This window comes from Sphingorhabdus sp. (assembly GCF_029865925.1).
GTDB lineage: Bacteria > Pseudomonadota > Alphaproteobacteria > Sphingomonadales > Sphingomonadaceae > Sphingorhabdus_B.
Genome location: NZ_JARXAI010000083.1, coordinates 1 through 20,205, shown reverse-complemented (window position 1 = coordinate 20,205; position 20,205 = coordinate 1). Strand labels below are relative to the sequence as shown.

At 56.9% G+C, this 20,205-nt stretch carries 21 protein-coding genes and 1 pseudogene; 17 read left to right on the top strand and 5 right to left on the bottom strand.

The window, feature by feature from the left end; genetic code table 11:
* The 7 genes and pseudogenes from QE270_RS08540 to QE270_RS08510 form a co-directional block, all read left to right on the top strand.
* A pseudogene (locus tag QE270_RS08540) lies at window positions 1-145 on the top strand (tRNA guanosine(34) transglycosylase Tgt); the annotation flags it as partial.
* Between the two features lie 3 nt (window positions 146-148).
* Window positions 149-2,833 carry a bifunctional [glutamate--ammonia ligase]-adenylyl-L-tyrosine phosphorylase/[glutamate--ammonia-ligase] adenylyltransferase gene (gene glnE, locus QE270_RS08535; RefSeq protein ID WP_300038063.1) on the top strand — a complete coding sequence of 895 codons (2,685 nt, stop codon included), beginning with the start codon at window positions 149-151 and terminating at the stop codon, window positions 2,831-2,833.
* Window positions 2,834-2,846: 13 nt separating this feature from the next.
* Complete coding sequence (locus tag QE270_RS08530) at window positions 2,847-3,305, top strand: peroxiredoxin (protein WP_300038060.1); 459 nt, start codon at window positions 2,847-2,849, stop codon at window positions 3,303-3,305.
* A gap of 394 nt (window positions 3,306-3,699) precedes the next feature.
* Window positions 3,700-4,431, top strand: coding sequence for a M23 family metallopeptidase (locus QE270_RS08525; protein WP_300038057.1), 732 nt, complete (start codon window positions 3,700-3,702; stop codon window positions 4,429-4,431).
* Between the two features lie 131 nt (window positions 4,432-4,562).
* Entirely contained in the window at window positions 4,563-4,892 is a 330-nt protein-coding gene (locus QE270_RS08520; RefSeq protein WP_300038071.1) for an iron-sulfur cluster assembly accessory protein, read from the top strand.
* Between the two features lie 31 nt (window positions 4,893-4,923).
* Entirely contained in the window at window positions 4,924-5,697 is a 774-nt protein-coding gene (gene xth, locus QE270_RS08515) for an exodeoxyribonuclease III (protein ID WP_300038054.1), read from the top strand.
* Between the two features lie 63 nt (window positions 5,698-5,760).
* Entirely contained in the window at window positions 5,761-6,111 is a 351-nt protein-coding gene (locus QE270_RS08510) for a hypothetical protein (RefSeq protein WP_300038051.1), read from the top strand.
* Here QE270_RS08510 and QE270_RS08505 read toward each other — a convergent pair.
* Window positions 6,108-6,632, bottom strand: coding sequence for a TetR/AcrR family transcriptional regulator (locus tag QE270_RS08505; RefSeq protein WP_300038049.1), 525 nt, complete (start codon window positions 6,630-6,632; stop codon window positions 6,108-6,110). The two genes, QE270_RS08510 and QE270_RS08505, sit on opposite strands and share 4 nt — an antisense overlap.
* 72 nt (window positions 6,633-6,704) lie before the next feature.
* On the opposite strand from QE270_RS08505, the gene guaA reads away from it, so the two are divergent.
* From guaA to der, 8 genes are all read left to right on the top strand, one after another.
* Complete coding sequence (gene guaA / locus QE270_RS08500) at window positions 6,705-8,279, top strand: glutamine-hydrolyzing GMP synthase (protein WP_300038046.1); 1,575 nt, start codon at window positions 6,705-6,707, stop codon at window positions 8,277-8,279.
* A gap of 13 nt (window positions 8,280-8,292) precedes the next feature.
* Window positions 8,293-8,502, top strand: a complete 210-nt coding sequence (locus tag QE270_RS08495) for a DUF2805 domain-containing protein (protein ID WP_300038043.1) — start codon at window positions 8,293-8,295, stop codon at window positions 8,500-8,502.
* A gap of 28 nt (window positions 8,503-8,530) precedes the next feature.
* A complete protein-coding gene (locus tag QE270_RS08490) occupies window positions 8,531-8,884 on the top strand; it encodes an arsenate reductase (protein WP_300038040.1) in 354 nt (117 codons plus the stop codon).
* A gap of 97 nt (window positions 8,885-8,981) precedes the next feature.
* Window positions 8,982-9,977: a glycerophosphodiester phosphodiesterase gene (locus QE270_RS08485; protein WP_300038068.1), complete on the top strand. Its 996-nt coding sequence runs from the start codon at window positions 8,982-8,984 to the stop codon at window positions 9,975-9,977.
* A gap of 55 nt (window positions 9,978-10,032) precedes the next feature.
* Entirely contained in the window at window positions 10,033-10,899 is an 867-nt protein-coding gene (gene panB, locus QE270_RS08480) for a 3-methyl-2-oxobutanoate hydroxymethyltransferase (protein WP_300038036.1), read from the top strand.
* 77 nt (window positions 10,900-10,976) lie between these two features.
* A complete protein-coding gene (locus QE270_RS08475; RefSeq protein WP_300038033.1) occupies window positions 10,977-11,741 on the top strand; it encodes a tetratricopeptide repeat protein in 765 nt (254 codons plus the stop codon).
* A gap of 2 nt (window positions 11,742-11,743) precedes the next feature.
* Window positions 11,744-13,087: a PQQ-like beta-propeller repeat protein gene (locus QE270_RS08470; RefSeq protein ID WP_300038030.1), complete on the top strand. Its 1,344-nt coding sequence runs from the start codon at window positions 11,744-11,746 to the stop codon at window positions 13,085-13,087.
* Between the two features lie 22 nt (window positions 13,088-13,109).
* A complete protein-coding gene (gene der / locus QE270_RS08465) occupies window positions 13,110-14,513 on the top strand; it encodes a ribosome biogenesis GTPase Der (RefSeq protein ID WP_300038027.1) in 1,404 nt (467 codons plus the stop codon).
* An 18-nt stretch (window positions 14,514-14,531) separates the two neighbouring features.
* Here the strand turns inward: der and bfr are convergent, their stop codons facing one another.
* The 3 genes from bfr to QE270_RS08450 form a co-directional block, all read right to left on the bottom strand.
* Window positions 14,532-15,011, bottom strand: coding sequence for a bacterioferritin (bfr, locus tag QE270_RS08460; protein ID WP_300038024.1), 480 nt, complete (start codon window positions 15,009-15,011; stop codon window positions 14,532-14,534).
* Window positions 15,012-15,110: 99 nt separating this feature from the next.
* Complete coding sequence (locus tag QE270_RS08455) at window positions 15,111-15,281, bottom strand: (2Fe-2S)-binding protein (protein WP_300038021.1); 171 nt, start codon at window positions 15,279-15,281, stop codon at window positions 15,111-15,113.
* A 54-nt stretch (window positions 15,282-15,335) separates the two neighbouring features.
* The gene (locus QE270_RS08450; protein ID WP_300038018.1) at window positions 15,336-16,565 is read right to left on the bottom strand and encodes a DUF418 domain-containing protein; all 1,230 of its coding nucleotides are present in this window, start codon (window positions 16,563-16,565) and stop codon (window positions 15,336-15,338) included.
* A 125-nt stretch (window positions 16,566-16,690) separates the two neighbouring features.
* Between QE270_RS08450 and QE270_RS08445 the strand changes: the two genes are divergently transcribed.
* The gene (locus tag QE270_RS08445) at window positions 16,691-17,467 is read left to right on the top strand and encodes a Coq4 family protein (protein ID WP_300038015.1); all 777 of its coding nucleotides are present in this window, start codon (window positions 16,691-16,693) and stop codon (window positions 17,465-17,467) included.
* A gap of 46 nt (window positions 17,468-17,513) precedes the next feature.
* On the opposite strand, the gene purL is transcribed toward QE270_RS08445, so the two are convergent.
* Complete coding sequence (gene purL / locus QE270_RS08440) at window positions 17,514-19,712, bottom strand: phosphoribosylformylglycinamidine synthase subunit PurL (RefSeq protein ID WP_300038012.1); 2,199 nt, start codon at window positions 19,710-19,712, stop codon at window positions 17,514-17,516.
* A gap of 213 nt (window positions 19,713-19,925) precedes the next feature.
* Between purL and QE270_RS08435 the strand changes: the two genes are divergently transcribed.
* Window positions 19,926-20,205, top strand: a 280-nt coding sequence (locus tag QE270_RS08435; protein WP_300038008.1) for a hypothetical protein, incomplete at its 3' end; no start/stop codon positions are given.

Here is a 20,205-nt window from a genome sequence, read left to right as displayed (position 1 = left end):
GGGCGCGATGTTGATGACTCAGCACAATCTGCATTATTATCAGATGCTGATGGCCGACATGCGCGCCGCGATCTCTGAAGGGCGCTTTGCGGCTTTTGCCCAAGATTTCCGGCGGGATTATCTGTACAATAAAGACAAGGGGTAAAATATGGAGCGCGTCGCAGAAGCCATCGCACGCGCCGACGCCAACAGCCCGTTTCTGGCGGGGTTGATGGACCGCAACGCAGACCTCATGCCGCTCATCCACGCAGGCGACTTTGACACAGCGCTCGCCAATGCCCTCGCCCGCAGCGCGGACTTGGTCGGCACCGCATTGCGCAAGCAAAGACAAGGCGTCGCGCTGGTCACGGCTATTGCTGACCTAGCTGGCGTCTGGGACCTGACCCGTGTGACGCATATCCTGTCGGATTTTGCCGACCATGCACTCGACCAAGCCATAGAGGCCACGATACAAGAACGTATGCTGGGTGCCCCCAATCAAGGTTTTGCCGTCATCGCTTTGGGCAAGCATGGCGGGCGGGAGTTGAATTATTCGTCGGATATTGACCCGATATTCCTGTTTGATCCCAAAACTCTGCCCCACCGCGAAGGGGAAGACGTGGCGGAGGTTGCGGTGCGTTATGGCCGCCGCGTGATTGCGCTTTTGTCGGCGCTCGACGGCGACGGTTATGTGTTTCGCGTCGACATGCGGCTACGCCCCTCGCCTGAGGTCAGCCCAATCGTCCTGCCTGTCGAAGCGGCCATTGGCTATTATGAATCAAGCGCATTGGCGTGGGAACAAGCTGCCTTCATCCGCGCCCGCGTAAGTTCCGGCGACCGGGCGTTGGGCGCCTATTTCATGCACGCGATTACACCCTTTATCTGGCGCAAATCTCTGGATTTCGGGCAGTTGAAGAATATCACCGCGATGACGGCGCAAATCCGCGATCATTATGCCAAGGGGCAGAAAATGGGCCTCGGTTTCGACCTCAAGCGCGGCCATGGCGGGATCCGCGAGTGCGAATTTTTCGCGCAAGCGCATCAGCTTATCCATGGCGGCCGCGACCCGGTCTTGCGCGTGCCAGACACCCGCGCCGCATTACAGGCGCTGGCGGCGGCTGGACCGATTAGCGCGCAAGAGGCAGAGACCTTGTCATCCGCCTACACCGATTTACGGACATTCGAACACCGCCTGCAAATGCACAGTGACCGGCAAACGCATGAGATACCCGCCAACCGCGATACCGCCGATGCCGTGGCGCGGCTGCATGGTTTGGCCGATGCAGACGCGTTGATTGCTGCCATTGCGCCAATCACTGCGCAGGTCGCGGCAATCTATGACCGAATGGTGGACGCAGGCGGCGGCGAAGGGCCGCGCATGGCGGACGAAGGCCTGCCGCTTGAGGAGCAGCTGACCGATCTGGGCTACGCTGACCCAGCCGCCGTGATGCAGCGTTTGGCCCGCTGGCGCAGCGGCAAGATCCGCGCGATCCGGAGCGAATCGGCGCGCGACGCGTTTGAAACGGTGCTGCCCGCGATCATGGCGGCATTGGCGCAAGCACCGGATTCGGACCGCGCTATTGCCCGTTTCGACAATATGATTGAGGCGATGCCCAGCGCGATCAACGTCTTCCGCTTACTTGAGGCGCGCCCCGGCCTGCTGCAATTGGTCGGCGATATTTTAAGCTATGCGCCCACATTGGCCGACGATTTGGGCCGCCAAAGCCGCTATCTTGATGCACTTATAGACACCAGCGCGATGCATTTGCCGGGCGACGTAGCGGCGTTGCAGGACGCGATGCAGCGGCGGATTGGCGACGCCGATTATCAATCCACGCTCGATATTGTCCGGGATTATGTGGGCGAAAAACGCTTTGCGCTTGGCGTGCAGTTGATTGAAGGGCGCAGCGACGCCCTCGATATCGCGCGCAGCTACGCCCATTTGGCCGAAGCATCCTTGCAGACATTGACCGCAGCGACGGTCGCCGAATTTGAAAAAGCGCATGGCAAGATTGCAGGCAGTGAGCTTATTATCTTGGCGCTCGGCAGGCTTGGCGGCGAAGCGTTAACGCATGCGTCGGACTTGGACCTCATCCTGCTGTTCAACGGCGATCACCTTGCGGAGTCCGACGGACCACGCGTGCTTGGCGCCACGCAATATTTCAACCGGCTGGCGCAGCGGGTCATCGCCGCGATGTCCGTCGCGACCGCATCTGGCGCTTTATATGAAGTCGACACGCGGCTTCGGCCCTCCGGCGCGGATGGGTTGCTATGCGCGTCGGTCAAAAGCTTTGCCCAATATCAGCGCGATGATGCCTGGACATGGGAGCATATGGCACTGACAAGGGCGCGCGTGCTGTTTGGTTCCGCCGATGCACGGCGCGCCGTCGCGGAGATTGTTTGGGATGTATTGAACACCCAGCGCGACAGCGTCCGGCTGCACACAGACATCGCGACGATGCGCAAGGATATGACCGCGCACAAGCCCCCCAAGGGCCCGTTGGACGTCAAGCTGCTGCCCGGCGGATTGGTGGATATGGAGTTTATAATTCACGCGCTTCAGCTGCAGACACATGCGGGTATCAAACCGCAGCTGGGCCCCGCGATTGACGCTTTGGTGGTGGCTGAACATTTGCCGACAGAATTTGCCAAGGCCTTTGCTTTGATGTCGCGGTTGCTGGTCATGATACGTTTGATCGCGCCCGACTGCGCCACGCCGCCCGAGGCGGCCCAACTTCTGATTGCGCACAGCCTTGGTTTTGCAGATTGGGACGGCTTAATGGATGCGATTGGGGATTATCGCGGGCTTGTCATCGCCCAATGGCAAAGCTTACTTGGCCCACGCGATTTTTGAAAAGGAACGAAATATGACCGAATTAAACGACACGCTGCCCGATGTCACCGTCGCCGATAGCGCCGGCAATGCCGTCAATCTGGCAGGCTTGCAGGGGCCGTTTGTGCTGTATTTTTACCCCAAAGCGGACACGCCGGGTTGCACCAATGAGGCCAAGGATTTCACAGAGCTCGCCAGCGACTTTGCCGCGCTGAATTGCCCTGTTTATGGCATGTCAAAGGACAAGCCCGCCAAGCTTGCCAAATTTGCCGCGAAATATGCGTTGCATGTCCATTTGCTGTCGGACGAAGCCAGCGACGCCACCGAACAAATGGGCGCTTGGGTTGAAAAATCCATGTACGGTAAACTGTATATGGGCATTGACCGGTCGACATATCTGGTCGGCAAAGACGGCAAGGTTGCGCAACTGTGGCGCAAGGTGAAGGTCAAGGACCACGCGGCAGAGGTGCTGGCTGCGGCGAAGGGTTTATAAACAAGACCTCAGCAACCCACTCCATCGCCCGATGACAGGCCGCGGGTGATTCGGTGGCCGTGCACAGCCTGAATCCCTCCTAAAAGGGGGAAATCTCCGACATTTCGGCGGGAACAAACGCGTTGGAGGCGCGTTGTTACAAGTGCCAGTTATTGCCAAAACCATGTTGAAAATACTGGTAAACCGCCACTTTATTGGGTTGTTGAACGCTCCATTCAACGACTCAACGCATTTGAGCGCCGGTTTGTCCCGCGATTATTGTGGGGATGTTGCATTCGTTTGAACCATCGGACACCACCCTTCTCATACGGGGTGGGCAGGTCAACTGTCCCGATCAATCTTCGGGACTGCGCCAGAAATGGCGCGGGTCGCAACAAAAAGGTTAGTACTCATCATGGTATCCAGCGCTTTGGCTTCGTGCCAATCACTGATCCTTAAAGCTGCGTCCGCTCTTGGCATCTTGGTCGCTGTTTCAGTTGCCACACCTGCGCTTGCAAATTCGGCTGCCGCATCTTCTGACACTTTCCGTATCTCCTCCGACGATCTTAAAGCAAACCAAAGCGCTCTTGGGTTTTCGGACCCAGAATTTCGTGCATTGAACGACAGCTGGGGCCGCATTAACGGCACCGCTATCAAGGTCGAAGTTGCTGTTCCTTCCATCAACCCTGTTGAGATCATGAAATTTTCCAGCGGTTACGGATATCGCGAAGCGCCGATGCGCGGCGCAAGCCGCAACCACCAAGGCTTGGATATTCCTGGCGCAGTAGGCTCGCCAATCTTTGCAACCGCAGACGGCACCGTTGGCCGTGCGGATTGGGTTGGCGGATATGGTAAGTTGGTTGAAATCAACCATGGCAACGCGGTGCAAACCCGTTACGGCCATTTGTCCGCGATGAATGTGATCCCGGGCCAGCGCATCCGTAAGGGTGACATATTGGGCTATATGGGTTCAACCGGCCGTTCAACCGGAAGCCATCTGCATTATGAAGTGCGCATCGCTGGTGAAGCGATCAACCCAACGGCATTTCTTGCGCCACTGAAGTCCGACCCAAGCGGTGCAAAACTCTTGCTAGCTTCGAAGGCTAATGATACCAGATCAATAGGCGGTCCTGCTGAAGGCGAGTAAGCGGACAAGCCAACGCATCACCTTTGGGAGAGGGTGTAATCTTGGGGCTGGCATTGGAAACTTTGCCGCCCCTTTTCTTTATGTGTTGATTGGCCTACATTAACATCATGACCGAAACCGAAGTCATTTCCATGACGCCCGCTATTTCCATGACAGCCAATGCCGCGCGCCGTGTGGCCGAAATCGCGACGAAGCTCGGCAAAGACCCGGTGCTTCGGCTTTCGGTGGATGGTGGCGGTTGTTCGGGCTTTCAATATCGCTTTGGTTTGGCCGACTCGATTGAGACCGACGATATTCAAGCGCAGGGCGAAGGCGCATCCTTGGTCGTCGATCCCATCAGCCTTGATCTTGTGCGCGGATCAGCGGTGGATTTTGTCGAGTCGCTTGGCGGCAAGAGCTTTAAGGTCACCAACCCGCAAGCGCAAGCGGGTTGCGGCTGTGGATCAAGCTTTTCGGTTTGATGCGATAGCGCGCACCCGCTAGGGCCGCTACATGCGTATCGCGACTTACAACATCAACGGCGTCAAAGCGCGCCTTCCCCGACTGCTCGAATGGCTGGAGGAAACCCAGCCCGATATTGCCTGTTTGCAGGAAGTGAAGTCGCAGGATGAGGGCTTTCCCATCGCAGACTTCGAACGTGCTGGTTATGGCGCGATCTGGCATGGGCAAAAATCGTTTAACGGCGTCGCCATTCTTGCAAAGGGCGCGCAACCCGTTGAGATGCAGCGCACCTTGCCGGGCGATCCGCTGGACGAACATGCCCGCTATCTGGAGGCAGATGTTTTCGGGCTTCGCGTCGCCAGCATCTATCTGCCCAATGGCAATCCGCAACCGGGGCCAAAATTCGACTATAAGCTGGCATGGATGCAGCGGCTATATGCCCGCGCGGCCGAATTGCTGGCGGCGGAGATACCAGCGATATTGGCCGGCGATTATAATGTCATTCCGCACGCGCATGACATCTGGGCACCCAGCGCAATGCTGGACGATGCCTTGCGCCAGCCTGAAAGCATCGCGGCCTATCGCGCGTTGCTTGGCCAGGGCTGGACCGACGCGCTGGCCACCCATTATCCGCAAGGCGGGGTGTGGACGTTTTGGGATTTTCAGGCGGGCGCATGGCAACGCGACCATGGCTTTCGCATTGACCATCTGCTGTTGAGCCCGATTGTCGCAGATCGCCTGACCAGTTGCGGCGTCGATAAGGACCATCGTGGCCGCGAAAAAGCCAGCGACCACGCGCCGACTTGGGTCGAATTGGCGGACTAAAACAGATATTGTAGCACTCGCTACATTTTGTTATGTGGGCCCCATCATTTGGGAGGCTTGATCATGACCTTATTCCGCATTTTCTGTGCTGCAATCATTGCCGCAGTGAGCATCTATTCGACAATCGTCATCGCGAACCATGGCATGGGCCTGTATCCGATATTTTTCGGCGACATCGCGGACATGACGTGGCGCGGACAGTTCAATGTCGATTTCTTGTGCTTTCTCCTAATGTCTGGCGCTTGGGTCGCATGGCGGCACGCATTTTCGCTGAATGGACTTTTACTCGGCTTTGCTGCCTTCAATCTTGGCGCGCCGTTTTTGGCAGGCTATCTGTTGATCGAAGGATATCGGAACAAGGGCGATAGTGCAGCGCTTCTTTTGGGCCGCGCACGGGCAGCGCGCAGCCGCTAAAGCGCCTTGGCGTTTACATCATCAAGGCCAATGCTTTTCAGGAACAGCATGCCTTCCATGCTGACTAGCAAGCGGGCGGCATCAATATCGCGTTGCGCGTCCGTGTCGGACTTCAGTTGGGCCCTGCCCCACTCTAAAAAGCCACGTCCAATCTGTTCGCCGACCGCGCGGTAGAACGCATCCCCCATCGCCGCGCGCGCCGCAACCTGAAGCCAGATGCGCATATAGGGCCACAATGCCTCTTCGAACAAAATGTCGGCAAATTGGCGGCGCAATTGTTCCAAGGGCAGGGGTTCGGACGCGGTCCGCGCCGAGATCAATTCCACCAACCGCCCCGAAATCTGCTCCAACACCGCAGTAATAATCTGCGTCTTGTCGTTAAAATAATAGAGCAGCATCCGGTCGCTGGTGCCCGCCGCCTTGGCCAGAGGGCGCAAGCTTGCCGCCGACAATCCCTCTGCCAGGACATAATCGGTCAATCGCTGGATAATCTCCGCGCGGCGGGTGTCATTCTTGCTCACGCGCCCAGCATAGCGCGTCAAAGACAGCGGTGGCAACTGGACAGCGCGCGCCAGTATCACTATCGGATTGGCATGCCAGACTCTAATTCATCCGCTCAGCCTTCCGACTCCATCCTGATCATCGATTTCGGATCGCAGGTCACCCAGCTTATCGCCCGCCGCGTGCGCGAAGCCGGGGTCTATTCCGAGATTGCCCCGTTCAACAATGCCGAGGCGGCGTTTGCGCGGATGCAACCAAAGGGCATCATCTTATCAGGTGGCCCAGCCTCCACCACGCACGCCGATTCCCCGCGTGCACCGCAATGCGTATTCGACAGCGGCTTGCCCATTCTTGGCATTTGTTATGGCCAGCAAACGATGATGATGCAGCTGGGCGGACATGTGAGCGCAGGCGACGGCGGCGAATTTGGCCGCGCATCGATTGCGGTGGAAAAACCCTGCGCCTTGTTCGACGGCCTTTGGGAAAGTGGCGAGACGCATCAGGTGTGGATGAGCCATGGTGACAAGGTCACAAGCCTTGCGCCCGGCTTTGAAGTCGTCGCGACAAGCGATGGCGCGCCTTATGCCTTCATCGCCGACGAAGCGCGGCAATATTATGGCATCCAGTTCCACCCCGAAGTGGTCCATACGCCAGATGGCGCGAAGCTGATTTCCAGTTTCGTCCGCAATGTCTGTGGCTTGGCTGGCGACTGGACGATGGCCGAATTTCGCGCGACGAAGATCGCCGAAATCCGCGCGCAAGTCGGCTCAGGCCGGGTCATTTGCGGACTGTCGGGCGGCGTCGATAGCTCCGTGGCCGCAATCCTCATTCACGATGCGATCGGCGCGCAACTGACTTGCGTCTTTGTTGACCATGGCTTGCTGCGCATGAATGAACGCGAACAGGTCGAAACCTTGTTCCGCGACCATTATAATATCCCGCTTGTTGTCGTGGACGCTGAAGAACGCTTTATGGCGGGCTTGGCGGGTGTCACCGACCCTGAGGCGAAACGCAAATTCATCGGCGCGGAATTCATCAACGTATTTGACGAAGAAGCCAAGAAAATCGGCGGTGCAGATTTCTTGGCGCAAGGCACGCTCTACCCCGATGTGATCGAAAGCGTCAGCTTCACCGGCGGACCATCGGTCACGATCAAAAGCCACCATAATGTCGGCGGCCTGCCTGCGCGGATGAATATGAAATTGGTCGAACCCTTGCGCGAATTGTTCAAGGATGAAGTCCGCATCTTGGGCCGAGAGCTTGGGCTTAACGACCAATTTGTCGGCCGCCACCCCTTCCCCGGCCCCGGCCTTGCCATCCGCATCCCGGGCGAAGTGACCAAAGAACGCTGCGATGTGTTACGCAAGGCGGACGCCGTCTATCTCGAAGAAATCCGCAATGCCGGACTATATGACGCGATCTGGCAAGCATTCGCCGTCCTCCTGCCCGTCCGCACCGTGGGCGTGATGGGTGATAGCCGCACCTATGACAATGTCTGCGCCTTGCGCGCGGTAACGTCCACCGATGGCATGACAGCGGACATTTATCCGTTTGAAAGCGCCTTTCTGAGCCGCGTATCAACGCGCATCATCAATGAAGTCAAAGGCATCAACCGCGTGGTATATGATTATACATCAAAGCCACCCGGAACGATCGAGTGGGAATAGGCGTTTCGCCCGCATGACTGCCCCCCTCTCACCCGCGCAGATTAGCGAGATCGTCGAAATGGCGCTGTCCGACCATATCAGTTTCACGCAGATATCGGCGCAGCACAAGGTGACACCCGACGAGATAAAGATCATCATGCGCACGCAGTTAAAGCCCGGCAGCTATCGCGCATGGCGCAAGCGCGTGCGTGATTTCGGCGACCGGCGAGAGCATTATAAATGACCTTTATGGCAATGAACGGACCCCAGACATGACCCTGACCGTATACGGCATCCCCAATTGCGACACCGTCAAGAAAGCGCGTAATTATCTTGATGCCCGCAGCCTTGGCTATCATTTCCATGATTATAAAAAGGCGGGCGCGATTGCGGCTGATTTGGAACGCTGGAGCGCAATCGTTGGTTGGGAAAAGCTGCTGAATAAGGCAGGCACCACGTTCAAGAAACTGCCCGATGCTGACAAGGCCGATATTGATGCGGCCAAGGCCATTGCGTTGATGGTCGCCAACCCGTCGATGATTAAACGGCCTGTGGTTGAAGGCGGCCAAACTTTGCTCGTCGGGTTTAAAGAAGCAGAATGGGATGCGCTTTTGTCGCAGAAGTGAAACGTCGCGCGGGCATGGAGCCAATATGACTCACTTGCACCTGCTTCTGATTGCTACAATCCTCCTGTCGCCTTTCTCCATTTCGGAAAGCCAAGCCATGGAAAAACCGCTCGAAGGCCACGTCATTGTCATCGCGCACCGTGGTGCCTCGGGTGAGCGGCCCGAACACACCATTGCAAGCTACAGCCGTGCAATTGACCAAGGTGCTGATTACATTGAGCCGGACCTTGTCCTGACTAAGGACGGCATATTGGTCGCGCGGCACGAGAATGAGATTTCGGAAACCACCGACATTGCGGACAAGGCCGAATTTGCCGACCGCAAAACCACCAAGACCATCGACGGCCAAAAAATGACGGGCTGGTTTACAGAGGATTTCACGCTCGCCGAACTCAAGACCCTGCGCGCCAAGGAACGCCTGCCGCAACTGCGAAGCGCCAATATGGCCTATGACGGGCAATTCGAAATCCCGACTTTTGACGAGATCCTCGCGCTCGCCAAGGCGCAAAGCGCCGCGACGGGACGGACAATTGGCGTCTATCCCGAAACCAAGCACCCCAGCTATTTTGCCAGCATTGGCCTGCCGCATGAGGGACCGTTATTGGCGGCGCTGACCAAATACGGCCATGTCGAAAAAAGCGCACCTGTGTTCATTCAGTCGTTCGAAGTCGAAAATCTCAAAGCGTTGCGGTCCAAAACCAAATTGCGGCTGATCCAGTTGATGGATGAAAAGGGCAGCCCGGCGGACCGGAAGGACCTGACTTACCCGCAAATGGCGACAGCAGCGGGCCTGAAAACCGTTGCGACATATGCCGATGGCGTTGGCCCTAATAAGGGGCTGGTCATCCCGCGCACTTTGCTTGGCAATCTGGGCGCGCCAACGACACTTGTTGCCGACGCGCATAAAGTGGGTCTTGCAGTTCACTTATGGACGTTCCGTCGCGAAAATTACTTTCTGCCATTGGCGCAAAAATCCGGCATTGACCCGCGCGGCATCGGCGACCTGAAATCCGAAATCCAAGCCTTTCTCGCCACCGGCATCGACGGCTTTTTCAGCGACAATGTGGCGGAGGCGGTTCCGGCGCGGCAATAAGGGGCCGACTCAATTTGCTTTTGCCCGCGGCGTTTAGCGGCTAAGCCCCTGCCCCATGTCTACACATCCTAAAACGCTCACCTTCGATACATCCACCAGCCGCGCGAACCCGACGCCTTCGCCGATGAAGCGCCTGACCGTGCCGCGTATCCGGCAGCGCAAGGGCGGCGAACCGTTGGTGATGCTGACGGCCTATACGGTACGCATGGCGCAATTGATGGACCCGCATTGCGACATGTTGCTCGTCGGCGACTCGCTGGGGCAAGTCATCTATGGCCTTCCCCATACGGTTGCCGTCACCATGGAAATGATGGCAGCACATGGCGCAGCGGTTGTACGCGGCAGCTATCACGCGGCGGTGATCGTCGATATGCCGTTCGGTTCTTACGAAGCCTCGCCCGAACAGGCGTTCATCAACGCCTCGCGGCTTTTGAAGGAAACGGGCGCTGCTGGCGTCAAGGTGGAAGGCGGCAAAGTGCTGGCTCCGACATTAGAATTCCTTACCTCACGCGGCATTCCGGTGATGGCGCATGTTGGCCTTACCCCGCAAGCGGTCAACATTCTTGGTGGCTATGGCGTGCGCGGCAAAAGCCCCGAAGAAGCCAAATCGATTGTTGAGGACGCCATGGCAATGTCCGACGCTGGTGCATTTGCCATGGTCATCGAAGGCGTGCTTGAACCTATTGCCATTGAAATAACGCAAAAAGTTGCCTGCCCGACGATTGGCATCGGTGCGTCGGCACAATGCGACGGGCAAGTGCTGGTGGCCGAAGATATGCTGGGATTGTTCGACCGCGTGCCGAAATTTGTGAAGAAATTCGGCAATATGGGCGTCAGCGTTGAAGACGCGGTGCGCGAATATGCCGCCCGCGTGCGCGACCGCAGCTTCCCCGGACCCGATCAGCTATACCAGCCTGTATAAAGCAGGCTGGCCTATCGCGCCAAGTCGAGCTAAGGACGTCTCCAACCATTTTTGACTAATCGTATGCGGAGGCCCTTTTGGCTTTGACACCCACAGAAAAGCGCCCTGACCAAAACAGGAGCGGAAGCGACGAGGCATTTTTACGCGAAGTGGATGATGCCGTCCGCGCAAGCGATCTGACAACATTTTGGAAGCGTTATGGCCGCTGGCTTTTGGCCGCAGTTGCTGCGGGCCTGCTCGCCTTTGGCGGTTGGATCATTTATCATAATCAACAACAGGCCGCCGCCGATTTGCAGAGTGAGGCCTTTGTCGACGCAATGGACAAGTTGCGTGCTGGCCAAGCCAACGAGGCGCGCGCACAGTTGGCGACCCTCGCTAAGGCTGACCAACCCGGATATCGCGCGATGGCGCAATTGGTGGAAGCCAATTTGCTGGGCGAAGAAGGTCAGACCAAGAAGGCGATTGCGTTATATACCAAGATCGCAAGCGACGACACCCTGCCGCAGACCTTTCGCGACTTGGCGCTTATCCGGCAGGTGAGCGCTGAATTTGATACCATTCAACCGCAGCAGGTTATTGCTCAGCTTAAGCCCTTGGCCGTACCAGGCCATCCATGGTTCGGCAGCGCCGGCGAATTGACTGCCTTGGCCTATGTCAAAATGGGCAAAGACAATCTTGCAGGCCCAATATTTGCGCAGATTGCAAAGCAGGAAGGCTTGCCGCAGACATTGCGCAGCCGTGCACAACAAATGGCGGGCGCGCTTGGCATTGATACCGTTCAGGTTGACGCAAAGCGCAATGCGGCATCGAAGGCGGATGAAACTGCCTCCAAGGGAGAGTGATAATGAAGACCATAGCAAAATTGCTTCTGGCTCTCGCCGCAACGACAACATTGGGTGGCTGCGCCGTAATTGACGGTGTGCGCGGCGATTCCGGGAAAAAAGGCAATACACCAACGATCGGCAGCCGCGTCGACATTTTGGGCATCGAGCGTGACACCGAGGTCGATCCCGCCTTGGCAGGTTTTGCGGTCACTCTCCCGCCAGTGGCCTTGAACGAAGCTTGGGCGCAGCCCGGCGGCAACGCATCAAAATCGCCCGGCCATGTGGAGCTTGGCCAAGGCCTTTCGCGCATCTGGACGGCAAAAGTAACAGGGGCCAACCCGCGTGCACGCTTGGCTGCCAGCCCAGTGATGAGCGATGGGCGCATCTATGTCGTCGACACGACTGCCCGCGTCACCGCATTTGATGCGAACACGGGCGCGCAAATCTGGTCCAACGCACTAGAAATCGAAAAGGACGGCAAGCCGTCGCGCTTTGGCGGCGGCGTCAGCGCAACCGGCACGAACGTATTTGCCACCAATGGCGTTGGCGATGTCGCATCGCTTGCAGCCGACACAGGCGCGCTTGCCTGGAAAAAGCGCCCCGCGGGTCCCTTGCGCGGTGCACCGACCTTGTCCAACGGCAATGTCTATGTAATGACGCAAGACAACCAGATTTACGCGCTGCGCCAAAGCGATGGTGAAGCACAATGGAACGAAGCTGGCCCTGTTTCTGCATCGGGCATCTTTGGTGTTGGCGCCCCTGCTGCGGCGCAAGGCACGATTATCGCTGGCTATTCCAGCGGCGAGCTTGCTGCGTATCGCTACGAAAATGGCCGTAGCCTGTGGAGCGACACCTTGTCCCGCACAGCCATGTCGACATCAGTGTCGACACTAACGGATATTGATGCTGACCCCGTCATCGACCGCGGCCGCGTATTCGCGCTGGGCAAGGGTGGCCGTATGGCGTCGTATGAATTGGTGAGCGGCCAGCGCATTTGGGAAATCAACATCGCGGGCATTTCGACGCCGGTCACCTCTGGCGAATGGGTGTTTGTCATGACTGACGAAGCGCGTTTGTTGTGCGTCGCGCGGTCCACCGGCAAGATCCGCTGGATTTCGAAGCTGCAGCGCTACAAGAATGAAAAGAAGAAAAAGAAGCCTATCAGCTGGTATGGCCCCGTCCTTGCCGGTGGCCGCTTGGTCATTGCCAATTCGCATGGTGCGGTTTGGTCCGTAGCGCCCGACGAAGGCACCGCGACCGAGATTCTTGACGTTGGCAATGATGTGTCGCTGGCACCAATTGTGGCCAACAATATCTTATATGTTCTGGATGATTCCGGGCGCATTTCCGCGTTTCGTGGATAAGCCTTAAAGGAGAAGTACCGGCATGTTGCCGACGGTAGCCATTATCGGTCGGCCCAATGTCGGCAAGTCCACTTTGTTCAACCGGCTGGTTGGCAAGAAACTCGCGCTTGTCGATGACACGCCGGGCGTCACCCGTGACCGCCGTGAAGGCGAAGGACGTCTGTTCGACTTGGAATTCACCATCGTCGACACCGCAGGCTATGAGGATGAAGATCCCGAGACCCTGCCGGGTAGAATGCGGATGCAGACCGAAGCGGCGATTGCAGGCGCGCAAGTGGCGTTGTTCCTCATCGATGGCCGCGTTGGTGTAACCCCGCTTGACGAAGAAATTGCCCGTTGGCTGCGCAGCAGTGCGACGCCCGTGGTGCTCGCGGTCAACAAGGCCGAGGGCAAGCAAGGCGATAACGGCATATTGGAAAGCTATGCGCTTGGCTTTGGCGACCCAATCGCGATCAGCGGTGAACATGGCGAGGGCATGGTCGATCTGTTTCAATCCCTGCTGCCGCATATTGACGGTGGCGCTTTTGAAGTGCCTGACCCCGAAGCGCCAGATGCGATATTGAAGCTGGCGATTGTGGGCCGCCCGAACGCCGGAAAATCAACTCTGATTAACAAGATTTTGGGCGAAAACCGGCTGATAACCGGGCCCGAGGCAGGAATTACCCGCGACAGTATTTCGGTCGATTGGATCTGGACCGACCCAAGTCCCAAGGAACGCGAGCCCGACGAAGAGGGTATCATCCCACCGATGCTGACCGAGCGCCGCGTGCGCTTGATCGACACCGCAGGGATGCGCAAGCGTGCCAAGGTACGGGACAAGCTAGAAAAGCTATCCGTTGCCGACGCGCGCCACGCCATCGACTTTGCCGAGGTGGTGGTGCTGCTGCTGGATGCGACCAAGGGTCTTGAGGTGCAGGATTTGAAGATCGCGGACCATGTCATTCAAGAGGGCCGCGCCCTCATCATCGCGATCAACAAATGGGATGTGGCCGTTGACGGCGCCGGCCTGTTCAGAGGCATTCGTGCCGCGTTGGAAGAGGGCCTGTCGCAATTGAAGGGCGTTCCGATGATTGCCGTATCCGGGCTTACCGGAAAAGGGCTTGACCAGATGATTTCCGCCGCGTTCGATGCGCGTGAAGCTTGGAACAAGCGGGTGCCAACAGGTATCCTCAACCGTTGGTTTGAGGCAGCGATTTCGGCGAACCCGCCCCCTGCCCCTGGTGGCAAGCGGATCAAGCTGCGCTATATGACTCAAGCGCGCAACCGGCCGCCGACCTTTGTCATTTTCGGCAACCGGACCGACGAGCTGCCCGCCAGCTATGCGCGCTATTTGCTCAACGGCATCAGACGCGATTTGGATTTCGGCGCAGTGCCGGTGCGAATCAACTTCCGGTCGTCGAAAAATCCGTTTGCGGACAACGGATAAGGATAGCCCTGCGCGATATCAGTCCTCGATGGGTTTTGACTGCAGCTGAATGTAGTTTTCCATGCCCATACGCGCGATCAGGTCGAACTGCTTTTCGAGCATATCGACATGTTCTTCTTCGCTTTCGAGGATCGATGCGAACAGGTCGCGGCTGACATAATCGCGGACGCTTTCGCTGTGCGCGATGGCGTCTTTCAATAACGGCAGCGCTTCATATTCGAGCTCAAGATCGGCTTTCAGGATTTCCTCAACGGTCTCGCCAATGCGCAAGCGCCCAAGCATTTGGAAATTGGGGAGGCCATCCAGAAACAAGATGCGCTCCGACAATTTGTCGGCATGCTTCATCTCGTCAATCGATTCATGCCGTTCAAAATGTGCCAGACGCGATACGCCCCAATTGTCGAGCATGCGGTAATGCAGCCAATATTGATTGACCGCAGTCAGTTCATTTTTGAGCGCCTCGTTCAAAAATTCTATGACTTTTGCATCACCCCTCATTGCCATTTCCTTTCCGTTCTTTGCGCATATATTAACGCGATATTAGATGGCCGTGAAGCGGAAAATGGCAGAAAACCTACTTTTTTCAGGACGCTATTGCTAAGCGGTTGCAGCTGTGGTGCTGATAATGTTTCGCGCGAACGAGAGGCACTGGCCGCATTTTGGCTTACGCCCAAGGCGCGCATACACGTCATTCGGACGTTCCGAGGCACAACGCACCGCAGCGCGCAGGTCTTTTTCCTTGATGGCATTACAGATGCAAACGACCATGGATTAACTCCTATGAAATCGTCTTACCGTTAATGCGAACTGATTGCAATAGCATTAACGGCGCATAGTTTGCACTTTTCCGCGCGCCAAGCTGCGCCACAACCACTCAAGCGGGCCGTAGTGGAATTTCATCAGCCATGGCTTTGACCAGAGCAACATCACTGCCCACGCGCCCAGCACAAACACCCATAATCCCGCACGGCCCACATGCCCAAACAAGCCAAAGCCATAACCATAGAAAATGGTCGTCATGACAATGCTCGTCCCAAGATAGTTGCTGAATGCCGCGCGCCCCGTTGCTGCAACACGGGCGAGCATCGGTTGATTTTGATACCGCCGAATGATGAGGATGAGCACAGCCGCATAGCCGACGGTCAACATAATGCGCGGAATTGCACCCCAGAAGAAAAAGACCGCAAGCGCGGTGATCCGGTCGAAATCAACGGCTACTATCCAAACCCCAAAGACCAATGTCAGCAGCAAGCCGACTGGCAGCATCCGCATCACCCAGCGCCGGTAATCGATCGCATCCCAGTTGCCCGTCATGAACCCGCTTTTTTGCATCGCCATACCAATCATCATCAGCGGCAAAGTTTCGCCAATTGATTGCACCACCAAGATAAATGGCGTGCTCCATTCGTCGAGCCTGTCCATTGTTAGCGCCACATAGCTGCCCCTGTGCAGCGCGAGGTCAGGTGCAATGTTAAAAGCAAGGTCCGCACTATCCATGAGCTCGCGAAACTGACGGGCCATGTCTGCGCTCGCATCTGGTCGGGTTGCGAAATATTGAAAGATCTGCAGCGCGCCAAATTGAATGCCCCAGAGCGCCAGCCCGACAGCAAAAATGATGCACGCGATCTTGACTAACCGCTCTGGCGGCAAGTCGCGGAAGCAAAAGGCGATCATGCCGATAATGGCATACAGAAAAAGAATATCGCCGAACCAGATGAAGAAATAATGCGCGAGGCCAAACACAGCGAGCCACGCCATCCGGCGGTAATGGACCTGCGCGGCGCTTTCCCCCTTTGCCACGGCGCGGTCGATGACCAGCATCATGCTCGCGCCAAACAGCAAGGAAAACAGCCCGCGCATTTTGCCATCAATAAAAATGAACGCAAAAAACCACGCGATTTGGTCGGCAAGGCTGTCCCCACCATACGCTGCGGGCGTGATATAGGCCCATTCGGGCATCGCAAAGCTGATGATGTTCATAGCCAATATGCCCATCACGGCAAAGCCGCGCATCGCATCCAAGCTGATGTACCTTTGTTCGGATGTCCGCATATCGCCCCCACTGTTCACGGATCAATGCAGCAACACATATTTGCCGTCCAGTGCGTTAACCGTTTCTTATTGACACTTATGTAGGTAGTTTTTATTCTTATAGTTGAAACAACTTTGGATTCGCCATGACTGAACTGTATTTTTCGCACCCTGACCGCCCGCCTGCTAAAATGCAGCCGCGGAAGGCGTGGCATCATTTTCGCAAGCTGATTGCCAACAAAGAAGACACAGAACAGGTCTTTCACATCATTGCGGCCTTAAGCGGCAGCAAGTTCGGTAAGATGGCGCGTAAATTTTGGGAAACACCAAAGGGCCGGGCGTTGCTTGAAAGCAATGAGCGCCTGATTGACATGCTCGATGACCATGACAGCATCAAGAAGCTTCCAGCCGGCACAGTTGGCCGCTTTTATGTCGAGTTCATGGAGCGCGAAGGTCTAAGCGCTGCGGGTCTTGAGGCGGAATATGCCCAGTTCCGGACAACATATCCCGTGTTTGGCGATGTGGTTGAACGTTATGGCGACCGCTTGCGCGATACCCATGACATGCTGCACATCCTCACCGGCTATGGCCGCGACGCTTTGGGTGAACAATGCGTGCTGGGCTTTACCTATGCGCAAAACCACAATCTTGGCGTTGGTTTCATTGCCTATGCCGGCGGATTAGAACTGAAGTACCGCGTTGCCAAATCGGCGCCGATTATGAAAGCGGTGCACGAAGGCTATCGTATCGGCAAAGCGGCGAAGAACATCGTTCAGGAAGACATCGCAGCCTTGTTGCGCGAGCCTTTGGTCGATGCCCGTAAACGCTTGGGTATTGCCGAACCGGTGACCTACAAAGCAGCGCATGCAGCGATGCGGTCAGAAGGCATCGATCCTTATAATTTGCTGGCTGCGGCTGCTTAAGGCTAGGGTATAAAAACCGTTCGTCGCGCGCGACGTCGGGATACCCCTAGCTTTCCATCCAGTCTTTGAAGAAGCTGTCATGCGCGGCGCGCAGTTGCGTCAAAGCAACATCAAAGCCAGGCCCAGTGACCGCAGTGCCGCCAACGGTGCCGATGCGAGTAATCGGGATACCCGCCGCCTGAATGCGGTCGGCAGTTGCGCTGGTCACAACATAGCGCGCCTGATCCTCACCAAAAGCGGTGAATGCATCGCCGATTTCTTCGACAACGCAACCGCGGCCGCTGGCGAGCGCCATTTCGGTCAGCGCAACCAACAAGCCGCCATCGGCGACATCATGCACGGCGTTAACCTTGCCATCTAGAATAAGCTGACGGACGAATTCTGCGTGTGCGCGCTCCTTGGCAAGGTCAACAGATGGCGCAGTGCCGTCTTCGCGGCCATGCAATTCACGCAGCCATAAAGACTGGCCCAGATGCCCATCATTGTCGCCAATGACAAAAATGCCGTCACCGTCATCCTTAAACGCAATCGTCGCCATTTTGCTGACATCTTCCAGCACACCGACGCCGCCAATGGCAGGTGTTGGCAAAATGGCGCTGCCGCCGCCGGTTGCCTTGCTTTCATTATATAATGACACATTGCCCGACACGATCGGGTAATCAAGCGCACGGCAGGCGTCGCCCATGCCCTCAAGGCAACCAACGATCTGCGCCATGATTTCGGGGCGTTGCGGGTTGGCGAAATTCAGGCAGTTGGTAATCGCAAGCGGCGTTGCGCCCACTGCGCTAATGTTGCGATAGGTTTCGGCCACGGCTTGCTTGCCGCCTTCATACGGGTCAGCATAGCAATAACGCGGTGTGCAATCTGTGCTCATAGCCAGCGCGCGGTTGGTGCCGTGAATACGCACAACCGCTGCATCGCCGCCCGAAAGCTGCGCGGTGTCGCCGCCGACTTGGGAATCATATTGCTGCCAAATCCATGCGCGCGACGCAAGGTCGGGGCTAGCCATCAGCTTGAGCAAATCCGCGCCGATGTCCGTGCTGGCTGGAACATCGCCCAGCGGCTGCACATTGGCCCATGCCTTATACTCTGCCTTCGACGCTGCGGGCCGGTCGTATAAAGGCGCATCTTCGGCGAGCGGGCCAAGCGGGATGTCGCACACGACCTCCCCCTTCCACGTCAGCACCATATGGCCGGTGTCCGTGACTTCGCCAATCACGGCGAAATCAAGTTCCCATTTGTCAAAGATCGCCTTGGCAAATTCCTCGCGTCCGGGCTTAAGCACCATCAGCATGCGTTCCTGGCTTTCGGACAGCATCATTTCATAAGGCGTCATGCCTTCTTCGCGGCACGGCACCTTGTCCATGTCCAGAATGATGCCTGCCTTGCCATTGGTCGCCATCTCGACGCTTGAACTGGTCAGGCCAGCCGCGCCCATATCCTGAATCGCGACAATCGCGTCGGACGCCATCAGTTCAAGGCACGCCTCAATCAGCAGCTTTTCGGTGAAGGGGTCGCCCACCTGCACCGTTGGACGCTTCTCTTCGATATCGGCGCCAAAATCTGCCGAGGCCATAGTCGCGCCATGAATGCCGTCGCGGCCCGTCTTGGAACCAACATAGACGATGGGGTTCCCAAGGCCGGTCGCGGCGGAGTAAAAAATCTTGTCCTGATCCGCAACGCCAACGGTCATCGCGTTCACAAGGATGTTGCCATCATAAGCGGGGTGGAAATTGGTTTCGCCGCCTACCGTGGGTACGCCTACGCAATTGCCATAGCCGCCAATGCCGGCAACCACGCCCTGCACCAGATGCTTCATCTTGGGATGGTCCGGCCGTCCGAAACGCAGGGCGTTCATATTCGCCACTGGCCGCGCGCCCATGGTGAACACGTCGCGCAAGATGCCGCCAACGCCCGTTGCTGCACCCTGATAGGGTTCGATATAGGAGGGATGGTTGTGCGATTCCATTTTGAAGATCGCGGCAAGCTTGGTGCCGTTCGGACCTTCACCAATGTCGATGACGCCCGCATTTTCACCGGGACCGCAGATCACCCAAGGGGCCTCAGTCGGCAATTTCTTCAAATGGATACGCGAGGATTTGTAGGAGCAATGCTCAGACCACATCACCGAGAATATGCCAAGTTCGACCATGTTGGGCACGCGTCCCATGGCGAGCAAGATGCGCGCATATTCTTCTTCATTGAGACCATGGTCGGCGACGATTTGGGGCGTGATTTCGGACATGAAACGGCCTTAGCGAGGCGACGATTTTTGTGCCACATAAAATAAATGGGCGCTGGTATTGCTACCAGCGCCCACTGCGTCCGATTTTTGGAAGTTCCTGACCACAAGGGCCATTCTTTCCTCTGTCCGACGTCCGGTTCCCCAATCCAGCCCGGAGGCCTTTATGGTTCACCTTGGTACTTTGGGTATCCTATCCGACGTTGCGTCACTTGCGTGTCGCCGCACTTGATATTCGTTTTCTTTGTACCCACCCTCCCGATCTCATCTTCTGTCTTGCGACGGGCTGCCTATCGAATTGGCGATCCTGCCTTCCCTCTTTTCCGCACCGCCTTCCCGTTTCCGATCCAACTTTGCATCAAAGCGTTTCTGCCTGATGACCTGAAGGTGTCATGCTTTTTGAGTCGCGCAAAGCCGAATTTTGCCAGTTATCCACAGGCAGTGCAGTTCACGGTGGACAAAATAGAGGACAAGATTTCGGTCCAAAAAGATACGG